24 protein-coding genes are annotated in these 22,563 nt (G+C 70.8%); 15 read left to right on the top strand and 9 right to left on the bottom strand.

Annotation, left to right across the window (positions count from 1 at the left end; all coding sequences use genetic code 11):
- Nucleotides 1-45: 45 nt before the first annotated feature.
- The gene (locus ACWGKT_RS43155) at nucleotides 46-789 is read right to left on the bottom strand and encodes a Clp protease N-terminal domain-containing protein (RefSeq protein ID WP_453277996.1); all 744 of its coding nucleotides are present in this window, start codon (nucleotides 787-789) and stop codon (nucleotides 46-48) included.
- A gap of 195 nt (nucleotides 790-984) precedes the next feature.
- Here ACWGKT_RS43155 and ACWGKT_RS43150 point away from each other — a divergent pair, with 195 nt between their 5' ends.
- Nucleotides 985-2,106, top strand: coding sequence for a DUF2786 domain-containing protein (locus ACWGKT_RS43150; RefSeq protein WP_453277995.1), 1,122 nt, complete (start codon nucleotides 985-987; stop codon nucleotides 2,104-2,106).
- Between the two features lie 3 nt (nucleotides 2,107-2,109).
- On the opposite strand, the gene ACWGKT_RS43145 is transcribed toward ACWGKT_RS43150, so the two are convergent.
- Nucleotides 2,110-2,628 carry a DUF4232 domain-containing protein gene (locus tag ACWGKT_RS43145; RefSeq protein WP_453277994.1) on the bottom strand — a complete coding sequence of 173 codons (519 nt, stop codon included), beginning with the start codon at nucleotides 2,626-2,628 and terminating at the stop codon, nucleotides 2,110-2,112.
- Nucleotides 2,629-2,739: 111 nt separating this feature from the next.
- A complete protein-coding gene (locus ACWGKT_RS43140; protein WP_453277993.1) occupies nucleotides 2,740-3,246 on the bottom strand; it encodes a hypothetical protein in 507 nt (168 codons plus the stop codon).
- Nucleotides 3,247-3,655: 409 nt separating this feature from the next.
- On the opposite strand from ACWGKT_RS43140, the gene ACWGKT_RS43135 reads away from it, so the two are divergent.
- From ACWGKT_RS43135 to ACWGKT_RS43120, 4 genes are all read left to right on the top strand, one after another.
- Nucleotides 3,656-4,027, top strand: a complete 372-nt coding sequence (locus tag ACWGKT_RS43135) for a VOC family protein (RefSeq protein ID WP_356147643.1) — start codon at nucleotides 3,656-3,658, stop codon at nucleotides 4,025-4,027.
- 109 nt (nucleotides 4,028-4,136) lie between these two features.
- Nucleotides 4,137-4,487 (top strand): ArsR/SmtB family transcription factor, encoded by a 351-nt coding sequence (locus tag ACWGKT_RS43130; protein WP_453277992.1) that lies wholly within the window; start codon nucleotides 4,137-4,139, stop codon nucleotides 4,485-4,487.
- Nucleotides 4,484-4,981 (top strand): SRPBCC family protein, encoded by a 498-nt coding sequence (locus ACWGKT_RS43125; protein ID WP_356147649.1) that lies wholly within the window; start codon nucleotides 4,484-4,486, stop codon nucleotides 4,979-4,981. Before ACWGKT_RS43130 ends, ACWGKT_RS43125 begins: the two co-directional genes overlap by 4 nt.
- Nucleotides 4,982-5,127: 146 nt before the next feature.
- Nucleotides 5,128-5,397 (top strand): DUF397 domain-containing protein, encoded by a 270-nt coding sequence (locus tag ACWGKT_RS43120; protein ID WP_235457292.1) that lies wholly within the window; start codon nucleotides 5,128-5,130, stop codon nucleotides 5,395-5,397.
- A gap of 91 nt (nucleotides 5,398-5,488) precedes the next feature.
- Here the strand turns inward: ACWGKT_RS43120 and ACWGKT_RS43115 are convergent, their stop codons facing one another.
- On the bottom strand, nucleotides 5,489-5,989 hold the full coding sequence (locus ACWGKT_RS43115) for an ATP-binding protein (protein WP_453277991.1): 501 nt from the start codon (nucleotides 5,987-5,989) through the stop codon (nucleotides 5,489-5,491).
- Between the two features lie 344 nt (nucleotides 5,990-6,333).
- Between ACWGKT_RS43115 and ACWGKT_RS43110 the strand changes: the two genes are divergently transcribed.
- The 6 genes from ACWGKT_RS43110 (at nucleotide 6,334) to ACWGKT_RS43085 (ending at nucleotide 11,981) form a co-directional block, all read left to right on the top strand.
- Nucleotides 6,334-7,158: a helix-turn-helix domain-containing protein gene (locus ACWGKT_RS43110; RefSeq protein WP_356147655.1), complete on the top strand. Its 825-nt coding sequence runs from the start codon at nucleotides 6,334-6,336 to the stop codon at nucleotides 7,156-7,158.
- A 156-nt stretch (nucleotides 7,159-7,314) separates the two neighbouring features.
- Complete coding sequence (locus tag ACWGKT_RS43105; protein WP_235457290.1) at nucleotides 7,315-8,775, top strand: aldehyde dehydrogenase family protein; 1,461 nt, start codon at nucleotides 7,315-7,317, stop codon at nucleotides 8,773-8,775.
- 97 nt (nucleotides 8,776-8,872) lie between these two features.
- Nucleotides 8,873-9,433, top strand: a complete 561-nt coding sequence (locus tag ACWGKT_RS43100; RefSeq protein WP_453277990.1) for a DinB family protein — start codon at nucleotides 8,873-8,875, stop codon at nucleotides 9,431-9,433.
- A 66-nt stretch (nucleotides 9,434-9,499) separates the two neighbouring features.
- A complete protein-coding gene (locus ACWGKT_RS43095) occupies nucleotides 9,500-10,141 on the top strand; it encodes a PadR family transcriptional regulator (RefSeq protein ID WP_453277989.1) in 642 nt (213 codons plus the stop codon).
- 95 nt (nucleotides 10,142-10,236) lie between these two features.
- Entirely contained in the window at nucleotides 10,237-11,223 is a 987-nt protein-coding gene (locus ACWGKT_RS43090) for an ATP-binding cassette domain-containing protein (protein WP_453278001.1), read from the top strand.
- Complete coding sequence (locus ACWGKT_RS43085) at nucleotides 11,220-11,981, top strand: ABC transporter permease (protein ID WP_453277988.1); 762 nt, start codon at nucleotides 11,220-11,222, stop codon at nucleotides 11,979-11,981. The genes ACWGKT_RS43090 and ACWGKT_RS43085 overlap by 4 nt, the downstream gene beginning before the upstream one ends.
- Nucleotides 11,982-12,003: 22 nt before the next feature.
- Here ACWGKT_RS43085 and ACWGKT_RS43080 read toward each other — a convergent pair whose 3' ends face one another.
- Nucleotides 12,004-13,416: a glutamate decarboxylase gene (locus ACWGKT_RS43080; RefSeq protein ID WP_453277987.1), complete on the bottom strand. Its 1,413-nt coding sequence runs from the start codon at nucleotides 13,414-13,416 to the stop codon at nucleotides 12,004-12,006.
- Nucleotides 13,417-13,456: 40 nt separating this feature from the next.
- On the bottom strand, nucleotides 13,457-14,743 hold the full coding sequence (locus ACWGKT_RS43075) for an ion channel protein (RefSeq protein WP_356147669.1): 1,287 nt from the start codon (nucleotides 14,741-14,743) through the stop codon (nucleotides 13,457-13,459).
- A 169-nt stretch (nucleotides 14,744-14,912) separates the two neighbouring features.
- Between ACWGKT_RS43075 and ACWGKT_RS43070 the strand changes: the two genes are divergently transcribed.
- Entirely contained in the window at nucleotides 14,913-15,695 is a 783-nt protein-coding gene (locus ACWGKT_RS43070; RefSeq protein ID WP_453277986.1) for a MerR family transcriptional regulator, read from the top strand.
- Nucleotides 15,696-15,710: 15 nt separating this feature from the next.
- Here the strand turns inward: ACWGKT_RS43070 and ACWGKT_RS43065 are convergent, their stop codons facing one another.
- A complete protein-coding gene (locus ACWGKT_RS43065) occupies nucleotides 15,711-16,076 on the bottom strand; it encodes a YbjQ family protein (RefSeq protein WP_235457283.1) in 366 nt (121 codons plus the stop codon).
- Between the two features lie 145 nt (nucleotides 16,077-16,221).
- Here ACWGKT_RS43065 and ACWGKT_RS43060 point away from each other — a divergent pair, with 145 nt between their 5' ends.
- Nucleotides 16,222-17,181 carry a DedA family protein gene (locus ACWGKT_RS43060; RefSeq protein ID WP_453277985.1) on the top strand — a complete coding sequence of 320 codons (960 nt, stop codon included), beginning with the start codon at nucleotides 16,222-16,224 and terminating at the stop codon, nucleotides 17,179-17,181.
- A gap of 26 nt (nucleotides 17,182-17,207) precedes the next feature.
- Here the strand turns inward: ACWGKT_RS43060 and ACWGKT_RS43055 are convergent, their stop codons facing one another.
- On the bottom strand, nucleotides 17,208-18,872 hold the full coding sequence (locus ACWGKT_RS43055; RefSeq protein WP_453277984.1) for a threonine/serine ThrE exporter family protein: 1,665 nt from the start codon (nucleotides 18,870-18,872) through the stop codon (nucleotides 17,208-17,210).
- Nucleotides 18,873-19,015: 143 nt separating this feature from the next.
- Nucleotides 19,016-19,507 carry an inorganic diphosphatase gene (locus ACWGKT_RS43050; RefSeq protein WP_010044289.1) on the bottom strand — a complete coding sequence of 164 codons (492 nt, stop codon included), beginning with the start codon at nucleotides 19,505-19,507 and terminating at the stop codon, nucleotides 19,016-19,018.
- Nucleotides 19,508-19,586: 79 nt separating this feature from the next.
- On the opposite strand from ACWGKT_RS43050, the gene dacB reads away from it, so the two are divergent.
- Entirely contained in the window at nucleotides 19,587-21,191 is a 1,605-nt protein-coding gene (gene dacB / locus ACWGKT_RS43045) for a D-alanyl-D-alanine carboxypeptidase/D-alanyl-D-alanine endopeptidase (RefSeq protein ID WP_453277983.1), read from the top strand.
- A gap of 145 nt (nucleotides 21,192-21,336) precedes the next feature.
- Nucleotides 21,337-22,470, top strand: coding sequence for a zinc-dependent metalloprotease (locus tag ACWGKT_RS43040; protein ID WP_235457280.1), 1,134 nt, complete (start codon nucleotides 21,337-21,339; stop codon nucleotides 22,468-22,470).
- Nucleotides 22,471-22,563: the final 93 nt, after the last annotated feature.

Raw genomic sequence — 22,563 nt, 5'->3', positions numbered from 1 at the left:
GCGAGTGTGGCAGGCGGCACTGACAATCGGCCGTGAGCTGCGGTTTCAGCTCTCGGGCTGCTGCTGTTCGCGGGTCTGCAGCAGCTGCGCGAGCACCTTGGTGACGTACTGCTCGGTCTTCTCCTTGGTGATGCCGAGGCCGCTGAGCACACCCTCGCCGTGCTCGTACTCCAGCAGGGCCAGCAGGAGGTGTTCGGTGCCGATGTAGTTGTGGCCGAGCCGGAGCGCCTCGCGGAAGGTGAGCTCCAGGGGCTTCTTGGCGGCGGCGCCGTACGGGACGAGCTCGGGCACCTCCTCGGCCGCCGGCGGCAGCGCGGCGGTCGCGGCCTCGCGGATCGCGTCGAGGCCGACGCCCTGCTGGGCGAGGGCCTTCGCGGCGAGGCCCTCGGGCTCGGCGAGCAGGCCGAGGACGAGGTGCTCGGGCAGCACCTCGGCGTTGTGCGCGGCCTTGGCCGCGTTGTGCGCGGCCATGACGGCGTTCTGCGCGCGCGGGGTGTAGCGGCTGAAGCCCTGGGCGGGGTCCAGGTCGAGGGACTCCTTCGGCACGAAGCGCTTCTGCGCCGCCTGCCGGGTGACGCCCATGCTCTTGCCGATGTCCGTCCAGGAGGCGCCGGAGCGCCGCGCCTGGTCGACGAAGTGGCCGATCAGGTGGTCGGCGACGTCGCCCAGGTGGTCAGCGGCGATCACCGCGTCCTGGAGCTGGTCGAGAGGTTCCGCGTGGACTTTCTTGATGGCCTCGATCAGGTCGTCGAGGCGTACCGATGCCGTGCCGGACTGGTTCGTCGTCATGTGTCAACCGTAGGTTGACGGCCCTGAACCGTCAACCGAAAGTTGACAGTGCGGGGCGCCCTGGGTGCCCTGGGTGTCCCGGGGACCGGCTCCGCCACTTCGGTGCACCGCCGCCCCGCCCGCGTGACCGAACGGCTGTCCACAGGGTGTGGACAGCCGCCGACCGCTGTCGGTGGCCCATGGCACGATCGACGAGTGAGCAGTACGACCAGCACCGTCGAGCGAGCCTTCGCGGCCGCCCTCTACGACGACACCGACTCCGGCCTCGACACGGCCGCGTCCCTCCTCGCGGCCGACCCCGGCGCCGACACCGAACTCGCGCGGCGGGGCGAGGAGTTCGTGGCGGCGGCCTGGCGGCGCGGCTGGCAGCCCGCCGACGTCGTACGCCTGGTACGCCGCGAACTCGACCAGATACACGTCGAGCGGGCGGCGGCCCTGATCCGCGCCCAGGTGCCGCAGGACCGCCCGCGCGGCCCCCGCTGGACCGCCCAGCTCGACGCGCTCCCCGAAGGCGCCCCGCGCGGCGGCGACCGGTTCTCGCACGCGACCGCGGTCCTGGAGCTGTACCGCCTGCTGCTGCGCCTGCCCGCCCTGGAGCCCCTCGACGAACCGCGCCCGCGCCGGGAAGGCCAGGAAGGCCCGCGGCCGGCCTCCCGCATGCTCACCCGCATCCGGGCGCTGCTCGCCAAGGCGGAGGCGACCGGGTTCCCGGAGGAGGCGGAGGCGCTCAGCGCCAAGGCGCAGGAGCTGATGGCCCGGCACAGCATCGACGAGGCCCTGCTCGCGGCCGACGCACCCGCCGCCGACGCGCCCGGCGCCTGCCGGATCGGGGTCGAGCCGCCGTACGAACAGGCCAAGGCGGTGCTGCTGGACGCCGTCGCCACCGCGAACCACTGCCGTGCCGTGTGGAACGAACCGCTGTGCTTCTCCACGGTCGTCGGTTTCGAGGGCGACCTGGAGGCGGTCGAACTCCTCTACACCTCGCTCCTCGTGCAGGCCACCCAGGCGATGACGAAGGCGGAGACCGCTCAGCGCGCGGGCGGCCGCAAGCGCACCAAGACCTTTCGGCAGTCCTTCCTCGCGGCCTACGCCCACCGCGTCGGCGACCGCCTCGCGGCCGCCGCCGAGACCCAGGTCACCCAGGATCTGCTCCCGGTGCTGGCCACCCGCGAGACCGCCGTGACCACCCGCATGGAGCGCATGTTCCCCGAGACGACCACCACCCGGCTGCGCGGGGTGAGCGACGCGGAGGGCTGGACGGAGGGCGCGCGGGCGGCGGACCGGGCCGAGGTCGGGTCCCGTCCGCGACTGCCGTGATCCTCAGTCGCCGACCTGCTGGAAGGTGCTGACGGTGGCGTTCGGCTTGTCCGCGGAACCCTTGCCCGCGACCGGGCCGTACGACCACGGGAAGGTCTGGGCCTCCTTGGCGCCGGGCAGGGTGATCTTCACGGTCTTGGCCTCCAGGCTCGCCCTGTCGCCCGCCTTGCCGCGCACATAGCTGATGGTGAAAGAGGCGGAGTCGCCCTTGGCGAGCTTCAGCTTCTGCGCCTTCGCGCCCTGCTGCGCGGAGACGGTGACCGAGGCACTGCCCGCGGCGAGGTCGACCCGGGGGAAGCCTTCCAGGGTGCACGGGGTGCTCTGGTTGGTGATGCTGACCGGCACCTCACCCGTGTCGCCGGCCGCCGGGGCCAGGCTCGCCGCCCCGATCTGCACGGACACCCCGCCGTCCGCGCAGGCGTTGTTGTCCTTGCCCTTGTTCTTGTCGCCGCCGCCGTTGTCGCAGGCGGTCAGCACGAGGACGGCGGCGAGGGCGGTGACGGTGAGCGGAAAGGCGCGCATGAGTGGGTCCCTGTCGAGGTCGTGACGGTGTCCCAGCATCATCACGTGCCCGGCCGTTCCCCGCTCGCGCGCCCCTCCGATACGGCGGCCACCAGGCCCCGGGTAGGGCGGCTACTGCGCCCCGAGGCTCGCCGTCGGCAGACCCGGAGGCAGCTTGCCGCCCTCGGCCTTGGTGTACGTCTCCTTGCCGAGCTTGCCCGACGACCAGGTCACCTTCATCGTCGACCCGCTCACCGAGTCGACCATCCCGGTCGCCCGGTCCTTGGAGCCGTCGGCGCACTTCAGATGGATCATCTGCATGCCCGCCTCCGCGCCCGCGGACCCGCTGCACACGGTCCCGCCGGTCCCGAAGAGAGCGGCCTGCTTGCCGGTGATCACCAGGGCCACGGCCTTGCCATCGGTCGTGGTGAGCCAACTGCCCTGCAGCTTGCCGGCGGAGGAGCCCCTACCTCCCGTGCCGCCACTGCCCGCGGTCGACGTCGGGGCCGCGGACGCGCTCGGGCTCGCCGAGGAGTCGTCCTTGGAGTCACCGCCGCTGCTGCACGCGGTCAGCGCGAGCGCGCCCACCAGCCCCGCGGCCGCGGCCGCGATCCGCACCGTCGTAGTCGCCGAAGTCACTGGAAGCTCCCAAGCTGTAGCCGGTCGGCCGCCCGGTTCGCCGGAACGACCGCAGCAAGCTACCAGGCCCTACCACGAGGCCTTCCGGACCCTGGCAGGTATCCGCCGTGCGCCTGCTGGAGTACGCGCCCGTCCCAGCCGTCCTAGCCGTGCTCGACTCTCCCGAAGCCGACGGCGAAGACCGTGGAGTCCTGACACAACTCATCCCGACCGCCCGCCAAGTCCCCTTCCGGGCGACCACCCAGGGGACTTGGCGGGCAACCCCCCACACCCCACGCGCGCCGGGCCCCCCTGGTTCCCGGGCGCCGCGGTTCGTTCCCGGCGCTCGTGCGCGCCACTCGCCCCACGCGATAGGTAGGGATTTTCCTACGCTTGACTCGTAGGGAAATTCCTACCTATGGTCGTGCCCATGAACATCACCCACGCCTCCTTCGTCACCCTCCCCGTCGCCGACCAGGACCGCGCCCTGCGCTTCTACCGGGACGTCCTCGGCTTCGAGGTCACCGCCGATCTGGACCTGCCCCAGGGCCGCTGGCTGCAGGTCGCCCCCGCGGGCGCGCAGACGGTCTTCACGCTCTCCGGGCCGGGCATGGGCGATTTCGAACCCGGCACGGCGCGGGGGATCATGTTGGTGACGACCGATGTCGACGCCGACTGCGCCCGGCTCGCCGAGGCGGGCACCGAGGTGCGCGGCCCGGACGACCTCCCGTGGGGTCGGATGGCCGCCTTCCGGGACCCGGACGGCAACGGTCTGATGCTGCTCACGGAGGCTCACGGCTAGGCCAAGTCCGGGCATCCGACGGACGCGGACGGACACAGCCGGACACGGTCGGACGGGAGTGGCCGCGAGCAGTCACGAGCGCAGACGCAGACGACGAGAAGGGCCCGGCATGACCGCAGCAGGCACCGAGGTCGCCGAGGACCGTGTCTTCGCGGCGCTCGCCAACGCCACCCGCCGCGAGGTGCTGCGCCTCCTGCGCGAGGAGGGCCCCCAGCCCGTCCAGGCCCTGGCCGACCACTTCGACATGCGGCGCCCCAGCCTCTCGGAGCACCTCAAGGTCCTCCGGGAGGCCGGCCTCGTCTCCGAGCAGCGCTCCGGCAGGCAGCGCATCTACCGCCTGGAGGCGGCGCCGCTGGCCGACCTGCAGGACTGGCTCCATCCGTACGAGCGGTTCTGGCGCGACCGCCTGAAGGGCCTCGGCGCACTCCTGGACCGCATGCCCGACGATGATCAGCCATGAACGACCGACCAGCGGCCCCGCAACTCCCCGAACCCCCCGAGTCCGGCGACGATCTCACCACGATCCACGTCGACCAGTTCTTCCCGCACCCGCCCGCCAAGGTCTGGCGCGCCCTCACCGACCCGGACCTGCTTGCCCAGTGGCAGATGCCGGGGGCGGAGAATTTCCGCCTCGAAGTCGGTCACCGGTACCGGATGACCTCGCTCCCGCGTCCGGGCACCCGCTTCTCGGGAGTCGTCGACGTGCAGGTTCTCGCCTACGACAGGGAGCGGATGCTGTCCCTGCGCTGGGCGGATGCCGATCCGGCCAATCCCACGGACTGGACCATTACGTGGACGCTGGAACACGAAGGGCGCGGTACGCGTCTCTTCCTAGTACACGAGGGATTCGATCCGGACGATCCGGCGCAGATGATGGCGCGGAAGATCATGGGCGGGGGCTGGCGTTCGCATGTCTTGCGAGCTCTGGGGCAGACGCTGGAACACCTTCGGTAAAGAAGGCGTCAAAGCTGTAATCGCGGGACCACCCCCCGTGCACGTGCATCTGCTCATGCATCTGCACATGAACAGGGCTATGATCCGGGTCAGTTGACTACAGCATCTATGGCCACATCAGCCAGTGCACCACCAGGGAGCGACCTGTGGACCGCGACGTTGACAGCGTGTACGGGGGGTACGACGTGTACAACGGCATGGCTGCCACGCAGCTGGACGGAGTGGCCTGGCAGAAGAGCAGGCACAGCAACTCGCAGGGTTCCTGCGTCGAGTTCGCCCGGCTGCCGGGCGGGGACGTGGCCGTGCGCAACTCCCGTTTCCCGGACGGTCCCGCGCTCGTCTACACGCGCGCGGAGATCGAGGCGATGCTCCTGGGCATCAAGGACGGCGAGTTCGACCACCTGATCACGAACTGACGGCGGCACCGGTCGGCCGACAGGCCGAGGGCGCCGTGGCAGCGGGCCCCGCAACGCGCGTAGACACGCGTCAGGTGGTGCCGTGTCTACGTCATTCGCCGGGCTGGAGCCGAAACAGCGCCCAGACGACCTTGCCGTTGAGGGTGCCGGCGAGCGGGTGCCAGCCCCAGCTGTCGCTGAAGGAGTCGACGAGGAACAGTCCGCGGCCCGACTCCGCGGAGAAGTCGTCCGAACTGCCGGCGACCGGGGTGTCGTGGCTGGGGTCGCGCACCGCGCACACCAGCCGCTCGGTCCAGCGCATCAGGTGCAGCCGCACCTGCGGGGTCTGGTCCGCGCCGCAACAGCCGGCGTCGCCCGGCAGCGCATGCCGCAGGGCGTTGGTGACCAGTTCCGAGACGACCAGGCATATGTCGTCGAAGCGGTCGCCGACGTCCCACTGATCGAGCGTTCTGCGGGTGAACTGACGTGCCTCGCGCACGGCTTCGTAGCGGGCGGGCAGTGCGCAGGAGGCGGCGCTGGACACGGCCGCGGGGTCCAGTGGCGGAAGGCCCTGCCGTAACGGCTTGAGCATGGTCGATCCATTCGTCCCCATGCGAGGCACTCCCGGGAATTCGCGGTCGTTGCGATGCAGCGGTGGCGCGGGACCATGGTTTCGGATGCGCACAGCAGATGCAAGGGCAGATGCACGTGCACGAGACCGAATTGAGCACTCCCGTACCGCTTGTGGGCCATTTTTTCCGCCAAGCTTGTGCATGTGGCTCACCTCTTCCTTGTCTCTTCCTTCCTTCTTCCTGCGCGGAAACTTTGGCCTCTCTCCGTTTCCGTAACCAGACGAGTACTGCTCGAAGTGTTTTAGTGGCAGACTTCGGCCCCTGAAGACGGTTGGGGAGGCTGGCGAACGTGAGCGCGGGAGAGCCCGGATCGGTGGTGCGACGCATGCTGCTCGGATCACAACTCAGGCGACTGCGTGAGGCGCGGGGGATCACGCGCGAGGCGGCGGGTTACTCGATCCGCGCCTCCGAATCGAAGATCAGCCGGATGGAGTTGGGCCGGGTGAGCTTCAAAACACGGGATGTCGAAGACCTGCTGACGCTGTACGGCATCTCGGACGAGGCGGAGCGCGAGTCGCTGCTCTCCCTCGCCCGGGAGGCCAATGTCGCGGGCTGGTGGCACAGCTACTCCGACGTGCTGCCCAGCTGGTTCCCCACCTATGTGGGCCTGGAGGGCGCGGCTTCACTGATCCGGGCGTACGAGGTGCAGTTCGTGCACGGTCTGCTGCAGACGGAGGAGTATGCCCGCGCGGTCGTGCGGCGCGGCATGAAGGGCGCGAGCGTGGCCGACGTCGAACGGCGGGTGGCGCTGCGCCTGGAGCGGCAGAAATATCTGGTCTCCGAGAATGCCCCGGAGTTCCACGTCGTCCTGGACGAGGCCGCCCTGCGCCGTCCCTACGGCGACCGCGAGGTGATGCGCGGCCAGCTCCAGCACCTGATCGAGATCTCCGAACGGCCCAATGTACGGCTGCAGGTCATGCCGTTCAGCCTCGGCGGTCACTCCGGGGAGAGTGGTGCCTTCACCATCCTCAGTTTCCCCGAGTCCGACCTGTCCGACGTGGTGTACCTGGAGCAGCTCACCAGCGCTCTCTATCTGGACAAGCGCGAGGACGTCGCGCAGTACGAACAGGCACTGAAGGAACTCCAGCAGGACAGCCCCGGGCCGGACGAGAGCCGGGACCTGCTGCGGGGACTGCTGCAGCTGTCCTGACGGCTGCGCTCTTGACTTCTTGCATTTCGTATCCCCAGGTGACACCCCAACTCACATAAAACACAAGTACGATGACGTGTGATCAGACTGAACTGACCGTGAAGTTGATCGGGTGTCTGTCTCGACTGCTTCGGCAGCAAGGGATCGAGGGATCACATGTCGTCCTGCTTCACCGACCTGGCTCAGCAGTACATCGACGGTGAGTGGCGCCCGGGCAGTGGTTCCTGGGACATCATCGACTTCAACCCGTACAACGGTGAGAAGCTGGCCTCGATCACCATCGCCACCATCGACGAGGTCGACGACGCCTACCGGGCGGCCGCACGGGCCCAGCGCGCCTGGGCCGAGACCAACCCGTACGCCCGCCGCGTCTTCTTCGAGAAGGTCCTGCGCCTCGTCGAGGAGCGGGAGGGCGAGATCACCGAGATGATCATCGCCGAGCTCGGCGGCACGTACATGAAGGCCCGGTTCGAGATCCACCTCGCCAAGGAGTTCCTGCGCGAGGCGGCCCAGCTGGCACTGCGCTGCGAGGGCAGATTCCTGCCCTCGCCGATCGTCGGCAAGGAGAACCGCCTCTACCGCGTCCCGGTCGGCGTGGTCGGCGTCATCAGCCCCTTCAACTTCCCCTTCCTGCTGTCGATCAAGCCCGTCGCCGCGGCCCTCGCGCTCGGCAACTCCGTCGTCCTCAAGCCCCACCAGGACACCCCGATCTGCGGCGGCACGCTGATCGCCAAGCTCTTCGAGGACGCGGGCCTCGCGCCCGGCCTGGTGAACGTCGTACTGACCGACATAGCCGAGATAGGCGATGCCTTCATCGAGCACCCGGTTCCCAAGGTCATCTCCTTCACCGGCTCCGACAAGGTCGGCCGGCACATCGCCACCGTGTGCGCCGCGCAGCTCAAGCGCTCGGTGCTCGAACTGGGCGGCAACAGCGCGCTGGTGGTCCTCGACGACGCCGACATCGACTACGCGGTCGACGCGGCCGTCTTCAGCCGGTACGTCGACCAGGGCCAGGTCTGCATGGCCGCGAACCGTGTGCTGGTGGATCGTTCCGTCGCCGACGAGTTCACCGAGAAGTTCGTGGCCAAGGTCAGAACGCTGAAGACCGGCGACCCGAGCGACCCGCAGACGGTGATCGGCCCGGTCATCAACTCCCTCCAGGCGAACGCGATCTCGGCGGCGATCGAGCAGGCCGTGGCCGAGGGCGCCACCGTCCTGGTGCGCGGTGCGACGACCGACAACCTGGTCGAGCCCTCCGTCCTGACCGATGTGCCGACCGACTCCTCCCTGCTGCACAAGGAGATTTTCGGCCCCGTCGCCCTCCTGGTGCCGTTCGACGGCGAGGAGGACGCGGTCCGCATCGTCAACGACACGCCCTACGGCCTGAGCGGCGCCGTCCACACGGCCGACATCGAGCGTGGCGTGGCCTTCGCCAAGCGTGTGGACACCGGCATGTTCCATGTGAACGACGGCACCATCCACGACGAGCCGCTGGTCCCCTTCGGCGGCGAGAAGCACTCCGGCATCGGCCGCCTCAACGGCGAGACCACCCTGGACGCCTTCACCACGCTCAAGTGGATCTCGGTGCAGCACGGGCGGAGCACGTTCCCCTTCTAGTGGCCGCGTCCTTGAGGACAGAAGCTGACCGCAAGGGTCCGTAACGTCATCGGTGTCGGGCAAGAGAAGCCGTTTGGACCTGAGGAAGGGGCCAGTCATGGTCATGCACGTGGGAGCCGAAGCACAGGGCGACGAGCGGGGGGCGCTGCTCGCCTTCCTCGCGGAGCAGCGCGGGGCCGTCCGGCGGGCCGTGCTGGGGCTGACGGAAGAGCAGGCCGCGTCCCGCCCCAGCGCGAGCGAGCTGACCCTGGGCGGGCTGGTCAAGCATGTCGCCGAGGTCGAGCAGGGCTGGGTCGCCCGTGCCAAGGGCGAGTCGCCGGCGGTCAAACGGGACGCGACGAACTGGCACGAGTGCTTCGCCCTGGCCGAGGGCGAGACCGTGGCCGGGCAGCTGGCCTACTGGGAGGAGGTCGCCGCCGAGACGGAGAAGTTCATCCGCTCCGTCCCGAGCCTCGACGACACCTTCCCGCTCCCGAACGACCCCTGGTTCCCGCCGGACGAGTCCGTCTCCATGCGCTGGCTGGCCCTGCACCTGATCCGCGAGACGGCCCGGCACGGGGGCCACGCCGACATCATCCGCGAGTCGCTGGACGGCAAGACGGCGTTCGAGCTCGTGGCGCTGGAAGCCCAGTCGGGCCAGGAGGCCGAGGAGGCATAGGCCTCCCAGCAGGCCCGGGCGGCCCGGCGGCAGGTGGGCCGGCCGCCGGGCCATAACCTGGACCGCATGTCAGCGATCCGTCTCCTCGTGCTGGGCGCGGTCCGCCAGCACGGCCGGGCCCACGGCTACCAGGTGCGCAACGACCTGGAGTACTGGGGCGCCCACGAGTGGTCCAACGCCAAGCCCGGCTCGATCTACCACGCCCTGAAGCAGATGGCGAAACAGGGACTGCTGCTCGCGCACGAGATCGCGCCGTCCACCGCCGGGGGCCCGCCGCGCACCGAGTACGAGATCACCGAGGCGGGCACCGAGGAGTACCTCCGGCTGGTGCGCGAGGCGCTGACCTCGTACGACCAGAAGATGGACGTGAAGTCGGCCGCCATCGGCTTCATCGTCGACCTGCCGCGCGCCGAGGCGGTGGCGCTCCTGAAGGAGCGCATCCGGCGCAGCGAGGAGTGGCGCTGTGCCGTCACCGAGCACTACGTGCCCGAGGACGGCCCCGAACAGCTGGGCCACATCGGCGAGATCATGAACCTCTGGATCCACACGGCCGATGCCGAGGCGGAGTGGACCCGGGGGCTGATCGCGCGGATCGAGGGCGGGGCGTACACCTTCGCGGGCGAGGGCGAACCGTTCGTCGGCGTCCTCGCCGAGGGTGAGGAGAACCCGTACGCGACGGGGGAGTCCCACCCGGAGGACAGCCGCTAGTCGCAGCTAATCAAGTTTGACCAATGACCTTTCCGGCGTTAGCTTCGAGGAAGTAGTCAAGTTTGACTAGTGAAGGAGTGGCGGTGGCACTGGCAGTGACCGACACGGCGATCGGCGTCGACGGAGCACGCAAGGCCTATGGCGGCAGACCCGCACTGGACGGGCTCGACCTCACGGTCGCCCGCGGCACGGTGCACGGAGTGCTCGGCCCCAACGGGGCGGGCAAGACGACCCTGGTACGCATCCTGTCCACCCTGCTCAGGCCGGACGCCGGCCGGATCGAGGTCGCCGGGCACGACGTGCTCGGTGAGGCCCGCGAGGTCCGTCGGCGCATCGGACTGCTCGGCCAGCACGCGGCCCTGGACGAGGAGTTGAGCGGTCGGCAGAACCTGGAGATGTTCGCCCGTCTGCACCACCTCGGCGCCCGCCACGCGCGCGTGCGCGCCGACGAACTCCTGGAGCGCTTCGGCCTGGCCGACACCGGCCGCAAGCCGGTCGGCCGCTACAGCGGCGGCATGCGGCGCCGCCTCGACCTGGCCGCCGCCCTGATCACCGATCCGGAGGTCCTCTTCCTGGACGAGCCGACCACCGGCCTCGACCCGCGGGGCCGCGCCGAGGTGTGGGCCTCGGTCCGCTCCCTGGTCGGCGGGGGTACGACCGTCCTGCTCACCACCCAGTACCTGGAAGAGGCCGACCAGCTCGCCGACCGCATCTCGTTCGTCGACCGCGGCCGGGTCGTCGCCGACGGCACCGCGGACGAGCTGAAGGCGCTGACCGGCGGCGACCGCGTCGACGTCGTCCTGCGCGACGCGGGCCAACTGGGCGCCGCCGTCGCCCTGCTGCCCCTGCGGGCCGAGGACGTCACCGTCGACCCCGACCGCCGGCTGCTCAGCGCGCCGGTCGCCGACCGGATGGCGGCGCTCTCCGGAGTCGTACGGGCCCTGGAGACGGCCGGCATCGAGGCGGCCGACGTGGCCCTGCGCCGCCCCACCCTGGACGAGGTGTTCCTGCACCTCACGGGAGGCGGGGGCGGGGGCGCCGCGCGCGACGAACGTGCGGACCGTACGAAGGAGGCCGTGTGAGCACGTACGCCCTGACCGACTCCTGGACCATGACCCGCCGTGAACTCGCCCGCTGGGCGCGCCGGCCCGGGCAGGTGCTCGTCGCGCTGGTGTTCCCCGTGATGCTGCTGCTGATGTTCGGCTATCTGGTCGGCGGCGGCCGGGGCGTGCGCGGCGACTATCTCGACTACCTGCTCCCGGGCATGCTCGCGCTCACCATGGCCTTCGGCCTGGAGGGCACCATGCTGGCCGTCACCCAGGACCTCACCAAGGGCGTCGTCGACCGGTTCCGCTCGTTGCCGATGGCGAGCGGGGCGGTGCTGGTCGGCCGGTCGGCCGCGGACATGCTCCAGTCGGGGCTCGCGCTCGCGGTGCTGACCGGTACGGCGTGCGCGCTGGGCTGGCGCACCCACGGCGGCCCCTGGGCCTTCCTGGGCGCCGTCGGCCTGCTCCTGCTGTTCCGGTTCGCGATGCTGTGGGCCGGCATCCACCTCGCCCTGGTCGCCGGGAAGCCGGAGCTGGTGCAGGCCGTGCAGATCCTGGTCTGGCCGGTCGGCTTCTTCTCCAACGCGCTGGCCACGCCCCGCTCCATGCCCGGCTGGCTGGGCACGGCCGTCGAGTGGAACCCGCTGTCCCGGACCGCGACGGCCGTCCGGGACCTGCTCGGCGGCGCCGGCGGGGACCCCGCCCACGTCTGGCCGGCGGTCGTGTGGCCCCTGGCCCTGCTGGCGGTGTTCTTCCCGCTGGCGGTACGGCGGTTCGCCCGCCTGAGTCACTAGCAATACGGCGGGTTCGGCCGCGCTAGTGGTGGAAGCTGGTGGCCGCACCCTTGTCCCGGGTGAGGGGGTGCGGCTGCCGGCGCAGTTCCGGCAGCAGGCGGCCGAGGTCCTCGATGAACAGCTCGGCGAGGTCCGCGGAGAAGCCGTTGCGGCACACCACCCGCAGGACGGACAGGTCCTCCCGGTTGGGCGGGAAGGTGTACGCGGGCACCAGCCAGCCGCTCTCGCGCAGCCGCCGGGAGACGTCGAAGACGTCGTACGAGGTCACGTCGTCGTTGGTGGTGAAGGCGAAGACCGGCAGCTCGTCGCCCCGGGTCAGCAGCCGGAAGTCGCCGAGCGCCTCGATCCGGTCGGCGAGCGCGGTAGCCACCGTCCGGGTGTATTGCTGCACGGCCCGGTAGCCCTCGCGGCCCAGCCGCACGAACGAGTAGTACTGCGCCACGACCTGGGCGCCCGGCCGCGAGAAGTTGAGCGCGAAGGTGGGCATGTCGCCGCCCAGGTAGTTCACCCGGAACACGAGCTCGTCGGGCAGCGCCTCCTTGTCCCGCCACAGCGCCCAGCCGACGCCCGGGTAGACCAGGCCGTACTTGTGCCCGGAGGTGTTGATCGAGGCCACGCGCGGCAGCCGGAAGTCCCACACCACGTCCTCGTCCAGGAAGGGCGCGACCATGGCGCCGGACGCGCCGTCCACGTGCACCGGGACGTCGATGCCGGTGCGCTCCTGGAGGGCGTCCAGGGCCGCGCACAGGTCCGCGATCGGTTCGTACGACCCGTCGAAGGTGGAGCCGAGGATGCCGACCACCCCGATGGTGTTCTCGTCGCACAGCGCGGCCGCCGCCTCCGGGTCCAGGTGGTAGCGGTCGCCCTCCATCGGGACCAGCCGGGGCTCGACCTCCCAGAAGTTGCAGAACTTGTCCCAGCACACCTGGACGTTGACCCCCATCACCAGGTTGGGGCGGACGTCCCGGCTCGGATAGCGGTCCGCGTTGCGGCTCGCCCAGCGCCGCTTGAGGGCCATGCCGGCGAGCATGCAGGCCTCGCTGGAGCCGGTCGTCGAACAGCCCACGGTGGCCGACGGGTCGGGCGCGTGCCACAGGTCGGCGAGCATCGCCACGCAGCGCCGCTCCAGCTCGGCCGTGCGTGGGTACTCGTCCTTGTCGATCATGTTCTTGTCCCGGCACTCCCCCATCAGGATCCCCGCCTGGGGCTCCATCCAGGTGGTGACGAACGTGGCCAGATTCAGCCGGGAGTTGCCGTCGAGCATCAGCTCGTCGTGCACCAGCTGGTACGCGGTCGTCGCCGGCAGCGGTGAGTCCGGGAGCCGGTGCGTGGGCGGGGCCTGGGTCAGGCCGACGACCGGGTTCGCCTCCCCGTAGAAGGGGTTGATGTGGGTCGTGCGTTCCTCGTGCTTCTGCGGGCCCTTGTGCAGTGCCATGCAATTGCCTCCTAGAAGGTGAACAGATCCGTCCGGCGGATCACCGGACCGCCGTCCCGTCCGGCCGCAGCTGCATCTGCGGCCGCCCCGTCACCAGCAGCCAGGCGGGCAGCGTGGCGATGCACAACAGGGTCAGGATCGTGGGAGAGGCGACGAGTACCGACGCCGTGAACAGGCTCACCCAGCCCTGTCGGGTGACGGCCAGGAGCATGCCCAGCACGCCCGCCGCCACGCCCAGCGCCGGCGGGACGGCGGGCACCAGGGCGTGGGCGCACAGACCGAGGGCGCCGCCGATGAACACGGACGGGAAGATCCGCCCGCCCCGGAAACCGCAGGACGCGGCGACGAGCAGCGCGGCCAGCTTCACCACCGTCATCACGGCGAACTGCCCGGCCGTCCAGCCTTCGGGATCGCCGGCCAGCTCGTGGATCTGGTCCAGCCCCTTGAAGAGCGTCAGCGGGCCGCCCAGGACCCCCAGCGCGCCCAGGACGAGCCCGCCCACGGGAAGCATCAGCATCGGGTGCCGCAGCCGCTGGAAGGCCGCGTGGACGTACGGGAAGGCGCGCACGGCACACATGCCGAGCAGGGCGCCCACCGACGCCACGACGATCACAGCGAGCAGATCGCCGGCGTCCGGCACGTCGATCGGGGGCAGGTGCAGGTCGAAGGTCGGATGCGAGACCAGGGTGGTCGTCACGGCACCGGCCGCGCCGGCCGCCAGGGGAGCGAAGACGTTGTCCCACAGCAGCCCCCTCATCGGCTTTCCGGCCAGCGACTCCGAGATGACCAGGGCCGCCGCCACCGCCGTGCCGAACAGCGCGCCGATCGTCGCCGCCTCCGCCAGCGCCACCCACAGCGGGCCCGGCAACCTGGGCAGGAACCGGCCGCCCAGCCACACCGCGAGCCCGACGTTCACCGCGATGATCGGGTTCTCCGGCCCCAGGCTCGGCCCGCCCGCGAGCATCAGGCCGGCCGCCAGCGCCAGGCCCGGCAGCGCGACGGGCGGCAGCGTCTGCGCCTGCAGTCCCGTGGTGGCCGGGTCGGGTCCCGCGTGGCCCGGCACCTTCCACACCACCAGCCCGACGGCGACGCCGGTCGCGGTGAGCATCACGAAAATCCACAGAACCGAGTAGCGGCCGATCCCGAGCGCGTCGGGCAGGTTCTGCCACAGCACCTTCTCCAGCTGCTCGGCCGCCGTGCTCACCCCCAGGAGGATCAGGCTCGCCACCACGCCCACGGCGAGGGCGGGCAGGATCAGTGGCAGCAGGGCGCGCGCCGGGGTCGCCGGGACGGTCGTGCGCGTCTGCGGCGCGGTCTCCTGGGCCACAGCCTCACCATAAGCGGACAAAACCGACACAACATCCGGAGCGGGCGGACGGCGCGGCCGGACGAGGGGGACGGCACGTCCGGCGGGGGCGGACGGCCGGGAAACCGGCTTGCACCTCACGTCACGTGAGGACCCACCGTGGAGCCCACACCAGAAAGAAGGAGCGGAAGTGAGCTACTCCGTGGGACAGGTCGCCGGCTTCGCCGGTGTCACGGTGCGCGCCTTGCACCACTACGACGAGATCGGCCTGCTCGTCCCGGGGGAGCGCAGCCACGCGGGCCACCGGCGCTACACCGACGCCGACCTGGACCGGTTGCAGCAGATCCTGTTCTACCGGGAGCTCGGCTTCCCGCTCGACGAGGTCGCGGCGCTGCTCGACGACCTGGCCGCCGGCAGGGGTGACCCGCGCGCGCACCTGCGCCGCCAGCACGAACTGCTGACCGCCCGGATCGAGAGACTGCAGAAGATGGCCGCGGCCGTGGAGCACGCCATGGAGGCACACAAGATGGGCATCGACCTCACACCCGAGGAGCGTTTCGAGGTCTTCGGCGACAACGATCCCGAGCAGTACGCCGAGGAGGCCGAGCAGCGCTGGGGCGGCACCGACCAGTACGCCGAGTCGCAGCGCCGGGCCGCCCGCTACACCAAGGACGACTGGAAGCGATCGCAGGCCGAGGTGGACGCCTGGGCCGAGCGCTACAAGGCGCTGATGGACGCGGGCGAGCCGCCGGCCGGCGAGCGGGCCATGGACCTGGCCGAGGAACACCGCCAGCACATCAGCAGGTGGTTCTACGAGTGCCCGTACGAGCTCCACCGGTGCCTCGGCGACATGTACGTGGCCGACGAGCGCTTCACGGCGCACTACGACGCGATGCGGCCGGGCCTCGCCCAGCACCTGCGGGACGCGATCGCGGCGAACGCCGACCGATACACAGACCGCCGCACCGCGTAGTCACCTGGCCCGGGCCTACTCCCGGGCCAGGACCACGGCGGTCCCGTACGCGCACACCTCCGTGCCCACGTCCGCCGTCTCCGTCACGTCGAAGCGGAACATCAGCACCGCGTTGGCCCCCCGCGCGCGTGCCTGCTCCACGAGCCGCTGCATGGCCTCGTTGCGGCTCTGCACCAGGGTCTTGGTGAGCCCCTTGAGCTCCCCGCCGATCAACGACTTCAGGCCCGCGCCGATCTGGCTGCCCAGATGCCGCGAGCGCACGGTCAGTCCGAAGACCTCGCCGAGGACGTCCTGCACCCGGTGTCCGGGTACGTCGTTCGTGGTCACGACCAGGACGTCGGGCTGGAGACCCTGGCCGCCGCCGTACTCATCAATGCCCATGGCTCACAGCTTTGCCCCAGTCCCCGCACAGTGCATCCTGGAGACACCGGTGGAACCTGGGGCGGACACCATGCGTTGATAGCTTTGTGCGCCTGTACGAGAACGCCGACGCCGCAACGCCTTCACCCTTCAGGAGCCCGGAACCGTGACGACGCTCGCCCTCGGCCCGAGCTGGCTGGACCCCAACTACCTGCTCGACACGTACAGCATCTGGGGTCTGCTCCTCATCGTCTTCGCCGAGTCGGGCCTGCTCATCGGGTTCTTCCTGCCGGGTGACTCGCTGCTGTTCACCTGCGGTCTGCTGATCACCTCCCACCAGCTGGACTTCCCGCTGTGGGGCGCGATCGCCCTCATCTGCCTCGCCGCGATCCTCGGCGACCAGGCGGGCTACATGTTCGGCAAGAAGGTCGGCCCGTCCCTGTTCAACCGCCCGGACTCCCGCCTGTTCAAGCAGGAGAACGTCACCAAGGCGCACGAGTTCTTCGAGAAGTACGGCCCGAAGTCCCTGGTCCTGGCCCGCTTCGTGCCCATCGTGCGCACGTTCACGCCGATCATCGCGGGCGTCAGCGGCATGAAGTACCGCTCGTTCCTGGTCTTCAACGTGATCGGCGGCGTCCTGTGGGGCGCGGGCGTCACCCTGCTCGGCTCCTGGCTGGGCAACGTCGAATTCGTCAAGAAGAACGTCGAAGCGATCCTCATCCTGATCGTCCTGATCTCGGTGGTCCCGATCGCCATCGAGTTCCTGCGGGCCCGCTCCAAGAGCAAGAACGCCCCGTCCGCCGAGGCCCCGGCCCAGCGGCAGCCCTTCCAGCAGCAGGCCCAGGCCCCGATGATGGACGACGCCACGACCCGGCTGCGCCGTGTCGAGCCGGAGTACGGGCAGCAGCAGCCGTACGGCTCGGGGCAGGGCTACGACGAGTTCTACGGACAGCCTCAGCAGCAGCCGCAGCCCTACGCCCAGCAGGGCTACCCGCAGCAGCAGTACCCCCAGCAGCCGTATCCGCAGCAGCAGTACCCCCAGGGTTACGACCAGGGCTACGACCAGCAGCAGCCGTACGGATCGCAGCAGGGCTACCCGCAGCAGTACCCGTACAACCAGCAGTAGGCCCTCGGAGCAGGCGGCCGGGGGCCTCAGAAGCCCCTCGTCCGCTTGGCGGCCCGGCGCTTCTTGGCGGAGCCGACGCGCAGGAACAGCCGGGAGATCTCCGCCCCCAGGTTGACGCCGATCGCGATGGCCATGGCGAGGGACGCGGCCTTGGCCAGGGACACGAGCCCCTTGTCGACCTCGTTCTGCGCGATGGACAGCAGCCCGAAGTAGGTCGCCGAACCCGGCAGCAGCGGTCCGATCGCGGCCGTGGTGTACGGCAGCGCGGACGCGAACCGGTACCGCGACAACAGCTGCCCGAACAGCCCCACCAGCCCCGCGGCCACGGCCGTGGAGGCCACCGGCGAGATCTCCCCGGCGTAGTGCATCGCGCCGTACACCGACCAGGCGACGCCGCCGTTGAGCGTCACCGCCAGCACGGTGGATCGTTCCTGCTGGAGCAGTACGGCGAAGGTCAGCGACAGCAGCATCGAAGCGGCGATCTGGAGCAGCGGCCGCTCGGCGATGTTCAGCGCCGCGTCCGGGTTGAGCGTGCCGCCCAGCTTCACGCCGAAGTACAGGATGACCAGCACGCCGATGACGATGCCGACGAAGAAGTACATGACCTCCAGCAGGCGGGCGGCGGCGGTGATGTAGAAGCCGGTCAGACCGTCCTGCACGCCCGCCACCAGCGCCCGTCCGGGCAGCAGCGCGAACAGCCCACCGGTGATCACCGCGGACGCCTTCACGTCGACGTGCGCCAGCGTGAACGCCACGCCGACCGCGGCGGGCGGCATCGCGGCCACCGTGAACTGGTAGAACTCCGGCAGCCCGCGCCCCGCGCACAGCCAGGCCAGCCGGTCGCCGAGCATCGCGCCCAGCGCCGCCGCCACGAACACGATCACGTCACCGCCGACCAGGATGGAGGCCGCGCCCGCGAGCAGTCCGGTCGCCGCGGTCAGCACCCAGGTGGGGTACGGGTGGCGGTTGCGGCGGATCTCCACGAGCCGCCGGTAGGCCTCCTCCAGGGAGACATGGGTCTCCGGGTCCGTCAGGTCGTCCACGAGCCGGAAGACGGCCGCCAGACGCGTGTAGTCGGTGCCGCGCCGGCGCACCGTGCGGGACGCCGTGACCGGGTCGTCCACCAGGGACGGCTGGTGCGAGATCGACAGCAGCGTGAAGGTGACGGTCGGCTCGCAGCGGTCGAGGCCGTACGACCGGCACACCGCGAACATCGCGGCCTCGACGTCCTCGGCGCCCTCGCCGCCCGCCAGCAGCAGCTCGCCGATACGCAGGGTCAGGTCGAGCACGCGCGGGACGGCCGGGCCGCCCTCCTCCTCGCCCCTCTGCACCGGCTCCGGGGCCGGCCGCTCGGCCACCGGCAGGCGCAGCATCGTGCGCATCCGGTCCTGCCAGGGCGCGTCCTTGACCAGGCTGACGGCCGGTATGCCGGTCGCCGGGGTGAACGCCGGCGGGGCCTGCCGGGTGCTGTAGGTGCTCGGCACGCTGAACGCCGAGCCCTCCGGCTCGACGCTCGGCGCCTGCGGCGTGTGCGTGCCCTCGGGCACGGCGAACTCGGACGTCGTCTCGGACTCACCGCCCGTCCTCGGGACCGACAGCCCCTCGGGTACGGCGAACTCCGACGTGATCTCGGAGTCGTACGTGCTCCTCGCCTCGTCCGAACGAGGCTTGCGGTCCTCCGCCTCCGTCACTCCGCAACGCTCCCTGAACGACACCTTGCCCAGGCCCCAGTATGCGCAGGGCCCACCGCGGACATGCGAACGGGCCGCACGCGTGCGCGTGCGGCCCGTTCGGGACGCAGTGGTGACCGTCCTCGAGTCCTTCGGGACGGAGGTCAGTGACCGCCCTGCTCCTTGAAGCGCTTGTAGGACCGCTCGATCTCGATCTCGGCGTCGGTGCGGCCGACCCAGTTGGCGCCCTCGACGGACTTGCCGGGCTCCAGGTCCTTGTAGACCTCGAAGAAGTGCTGGATCTCCAGGCGGTCGAACTCCGACACGTGATGGATGTCGCGCAGGTGCTCCACCCGCGGGTCGGTGGCCGGAACGCACAGCAGCTTGTCGTCGCCGCCCGCCTCGTCCGTCATCCGGAACATGCCGATCGCACGGCACTTGATGAGGCAGCCCGGGAAGGTCGGCTCGTCCAGGATGACCAGCGCGTCCAGCGGGTCGCCGTCCTCGCCGAGGGTGTTCTCGACGAAGCCGTAGTCGGTCGGGTAGGCGGTCGAGGTGAAGAGGCGACGGTCCAGGCGGATCCGACCGGTCTCGTGGTCCACCTCGTACTTGTTCCGCGAACCCTTCGGGATCTCGATCGTGACGTCGAACTCCACCGGTGGCTCCTCCATGATCAGCACATAGTTCTGGTGATTAAGTGTCCCTCACGCAGGTGTGTGATCGCGAAAGGGGCTGGTGGTCGTGCCAGAGCTGAGGCCTTGGCGAGCCGCGGGACCGCATGTGGTGCGGCTCGCGAACGCCGTACGACCCCGTCTGGCACGGGTCGCGGCGGCCGCGAAACCGCGGGTCGCGCGGATCACCCGGGCCGTGGGACCCCGGCTCGCGGGGCCAGGGGGCCTCGCTCGTCCGCGGTCCCTGAAGACCTGGCAGTACACCGCGGGCGCCGCCACCGCCGGGCTGGCACTGGCCGCCGGAGTGGTTTCCGCCGCCGGCCCCTGGGACGCCAACGGTCAGCGTACGGCCGAGCGGGAGCGCGCGGTCGCCCTGGAGCGGCCGGGTGGCGCAGATCACGGCGGTGACTCCGACAAGGTGGCCGACGGGCCCCGGCCCGCCCCGAGCGCCGCGTCCGTCCTGACGAGCCTGGGCGGCACCGCCCACAAGGTCAGGTCGGCGCCCACCGGGAAGGCCCTCGCGAACGTCCTGGACCCGCTCCTGGACGACCCGGCGCTCGGCGGCTCGCACACGGCCGCGGTCGTCGACGTGGCGAGTGGCGGCCGGCTGTACGGCACCGGCGCCGACACGGCCCTGACCCCCGCCTCCACCACGAAGATCGCCACCGCCGTCGCCGCGCTGTCCGCCCTGGGCGCCGACCACCGCCTCACCACCCGGACCGCCCTGGAACCCGACACCAAGGAACTCGTCCTCGTCGGCGGCGGCGACCCGACGCTCACCGCCCACAGCAAGGCGGAGGGCTGGGCGAGCCTGCGCACCCTGGCGCGGGACACGGCCGAGGCCCTTCGGCGGCGCGGCGTCCGCCAGGTGACGCTCTCGTACGACACCACCCTGTACACGGGCCCCGTGCTCCACCCGATCGGCGTCAACGACAACCTCTCCCCCGTCAGCGCCCTGATGACCGACGAGGGCCGCACCGACGGCTCGAACAGCGGGCCGGTGACCCGGGTGGCCGACCCCGCGGCGGACGCGGCCGGCAAGTTCGCCGGGTTCCTCAAGGACGCCGGCATCAAGACCACGCACCCCGGCCCCTCCAAGGCGACCGGCCGCGCCACCGCCCTCGCCTCGGTCGGCTCGCCGCCCCTGTCCGACCTGGTCGAACGCATGCTGACCAACAGCGACAACGACATCGCCGAGGCCCTGGCCCGCCAGACCGCCCTGGCGAGCGGCCGGCCGACGAGCTTCGACGGCGGCGCGGCCGCGATCGCCGCGCAGCTGAAGAAGCTGGGCCTGCCGATGAAGGGCGCGTCGTTCCACGACGGCAGCGGCCTGAACCGCAACGACAGGCTGACCGCGAACCTCCTGACCGCCCTCCTGGTCGAGGCCGGCTCCGCCACCCACCCCGGCCTGCGGCCCGTCCTCACCGGTCTGCCCGTGGCCGGCTTCACCGGCACCCTCAGCAGCCGCTACGCGGACGGCGCGGCGGGCGTCGTCCGGGCGAAGACCGGCACCCTGACGGGCGTGAACACGCTGGCGGGCACGGTGGTCGACCGGGACGGCCGGCTCCTGGCCTTCGCCTTCCTCGCCGCGAACACGACGGATCCGGTCGCGGCCCAGACGGCCCTGGACAAGACGGCGACGGCGCTGGCGGGGTGCGGATGCGGGTAGCCGGCGGAGTGCGGGTGCGGGGGCCGCTCGAACCTCGGCTCACCCCTGCCTGCACGGGAATCCCCCGGCGCCCCACGGGTCGCCCCGAGCCTCGCCGACCTCGCACGGCCTGCCCCAAGTGGGAAGGCTCACGTACGGTTGACGCATGACGAGCATCGGTGGCGCTGCATCTCCTGGGATGGTCGACTGGAACCTCGCGGTGGCGACCGCGAGCCGGCTCGTGCGGCCGGGCCCCGAGGTGAGCCGCGACGAGGCCCGCGCCGTCGTCGCGGAACTGCGGCGGCACGCGAAAGCCTCGGAGGAACACGTTCGGGGCTTCACTCGTATGGGCACCGAGGACACCCACGGCACGCCTGTACTGGTCGTCGACCGTCCGGGCTGGGTCCGGGCGAACGTGGCCGGTTTCCGAGAGATCCTCAAGCCCCTGCTGGACAAGATGCAGGAGCGGCGCGGCGGCACCCCCGCCGGTGCGGTCCTCGGCGCCGTCGGCGGCAAGGTCACCGGCGTCGAACTGGGCATGCTGCTGTCCTTCCTGGCCTCCCGTGTCCTCGGCCAGTACGAGACCTTCGCCCCCGCCACCCGCGACCTCCCGGCCGGCGAGAACGGCGGCGGCCGACTGCTGCTGGTCGCGCCGAACATCGTCCACGTGGAGCGCGAACTCGACGTGGAACCGCACGACTTCCGGCTGTGGGTGTGCCTGCACGAGGAGACGCACCGCACGCAGTTCACCGCCGTGCCGTGGCTGCGTGACCACCTGGAGGGTGAAATCCAGTCTTTCTTGGCGGAGACCGACGTCGACCCGATGACCGTCCTGGAACGTATGCGCGAGGCCGCCCAGTCGCTGGCCGGCGGGCGCCCGGAGGGCGAGGAGGACGACGGCGGACGGTCGTTCGTCGAACTGGTGCAGACCCCGGCCCAGCGCGAGATCCTCGGCCGCCTCACCGCGGTGATGTCCCTCCTGGAGGGGCACGCCGACTTCGTGATGGACGGGGTCGGTCCGGAGGTCGTACCGACCGTCTCGGAGATCCGCGAGAAGTTCCAGCAGCGCCGCGCCAAGGGCGCTTCCCGGCTGGACCTGGCGCTGCGCAAACTGCTGGGACTGGACGCCAAGCTGCGGCAATACCGGGACGGCGAGCGCTTCGTGCGCGCGGTCGTCGACCAGGTCGGCATGGACGGCTTCAACCGCGTGTGGACCTCTCCGAACACCCTGCCGACCAAGACGGAGATCGCCAAACCGGCGGACTGGATCGCGCGGGTGCACCGCAAGCCGGAGTCGTGAACCCCGTGGGAAAGTCGTGAACCGAATCCGGCCGACGGCAGGCGAACGCCCCTCCAATCACCCGTCCGAGGGACCGTGAGCCATGGGTAGGCG

It is taken from the genome of Streptomyces sp. NPDC054794, from assembly GCF_053611585.1.
Note: the sequence above shows the minus strand (reverse complement) of the source record. Positions and strands in the feature narration are given on the sequence as shown.

Coding starts and splice junctions, on each gene's coding strand:
- ACWGKT_RS43125 (WP_356147649.1), top strand. CDS start 4,484: ATGAACGACCGACCAGCGGCCCCGCAACTCCCCGAACCCCCCGAGTCC.
- ACWGKT_RS43080 (WP_453277987.1), bottom strand. CDS start 13,416: ATGGCACTGCACAAGGGCCCGCAGAAGCACGAGGAACGCACGACCCAC.
- ACWGKT_RS43110 (WP_356147655.1), top strand. CDS start 6,334: ATGCTGCTCGGATCACAACTCAGGCGACTGCGTGAGGCGCGGGGGATC.
- ACWGKT_RS43135 (WP_356147643.1), top strand. CDS start 3,656: ATGAACATCACCCACGCCTCCTTCGTCACCCTCCCCGTCGCCGACCAG.
- ACWGKT_RS43145 (WP_453277994.1), bottom strand. CDS start 2,628: ATGCGCGCCTTTCCGCTCACCGTCACCGCCCTCGCCGCCGTCCTCGTG.
- ACWGKT_RS43115 (WP_453277991.1), bottom strand. CDS start 5,989: ATGGGGACGAATGGATCGACCATGCTCAAGCCGTTACGGCAGGGCCTT.
- ACWGKT_RS43095 (WP_453277989.1), top strand. CDS start 9,500: ATGTCAGCGATCCGTCTCCTCGTGCTGGGCGCGGTCCGCCAGCACGGC.
- ACWGKT_RS43040 (WP_235457280.1), top strand. CDS start 21,337: ATGACGAGCATCGGTGGCGCTGCATCTCCTGGGATGGTCGACTGGAAC.
- ACWGKT_RS43155 (WP_453277996.1), bottom strand. CDS start 789: ATGACGACGAACCAGTCCGGCACGGCATCGGTACGCCTCGACGACCTG.
- ACWGKT_RS43100 (WP_453277990.1), top strand. CDS start 8,873: ATGGTCATGCACGTGGGAGCCGAAGCACAGGGCGACGAGCGGGGGGCG.
- ACWGKT_RS43065 (WP_235457283.1), bottom strand. CDS start 16,076: ATGGGCATTGATGAGTACGGCGGCGGCCAGGGTCTCCAGCCCGACGTC.
- ACWGKT_RS43130 (WP_453277992.1), top strand. CDS start 4,137: ATGACCGCAGCAGGCACCGAGGTCGCCGAGGACCGTGTCTTCGCGGCG.
- ACWGKT_RS43105 (WP_235457290.1), top strand. CDS start 7,315: ATGTCGTCCTGCTTCACCGACCTGGCTCAGCAGTACATCGACGGTGAG.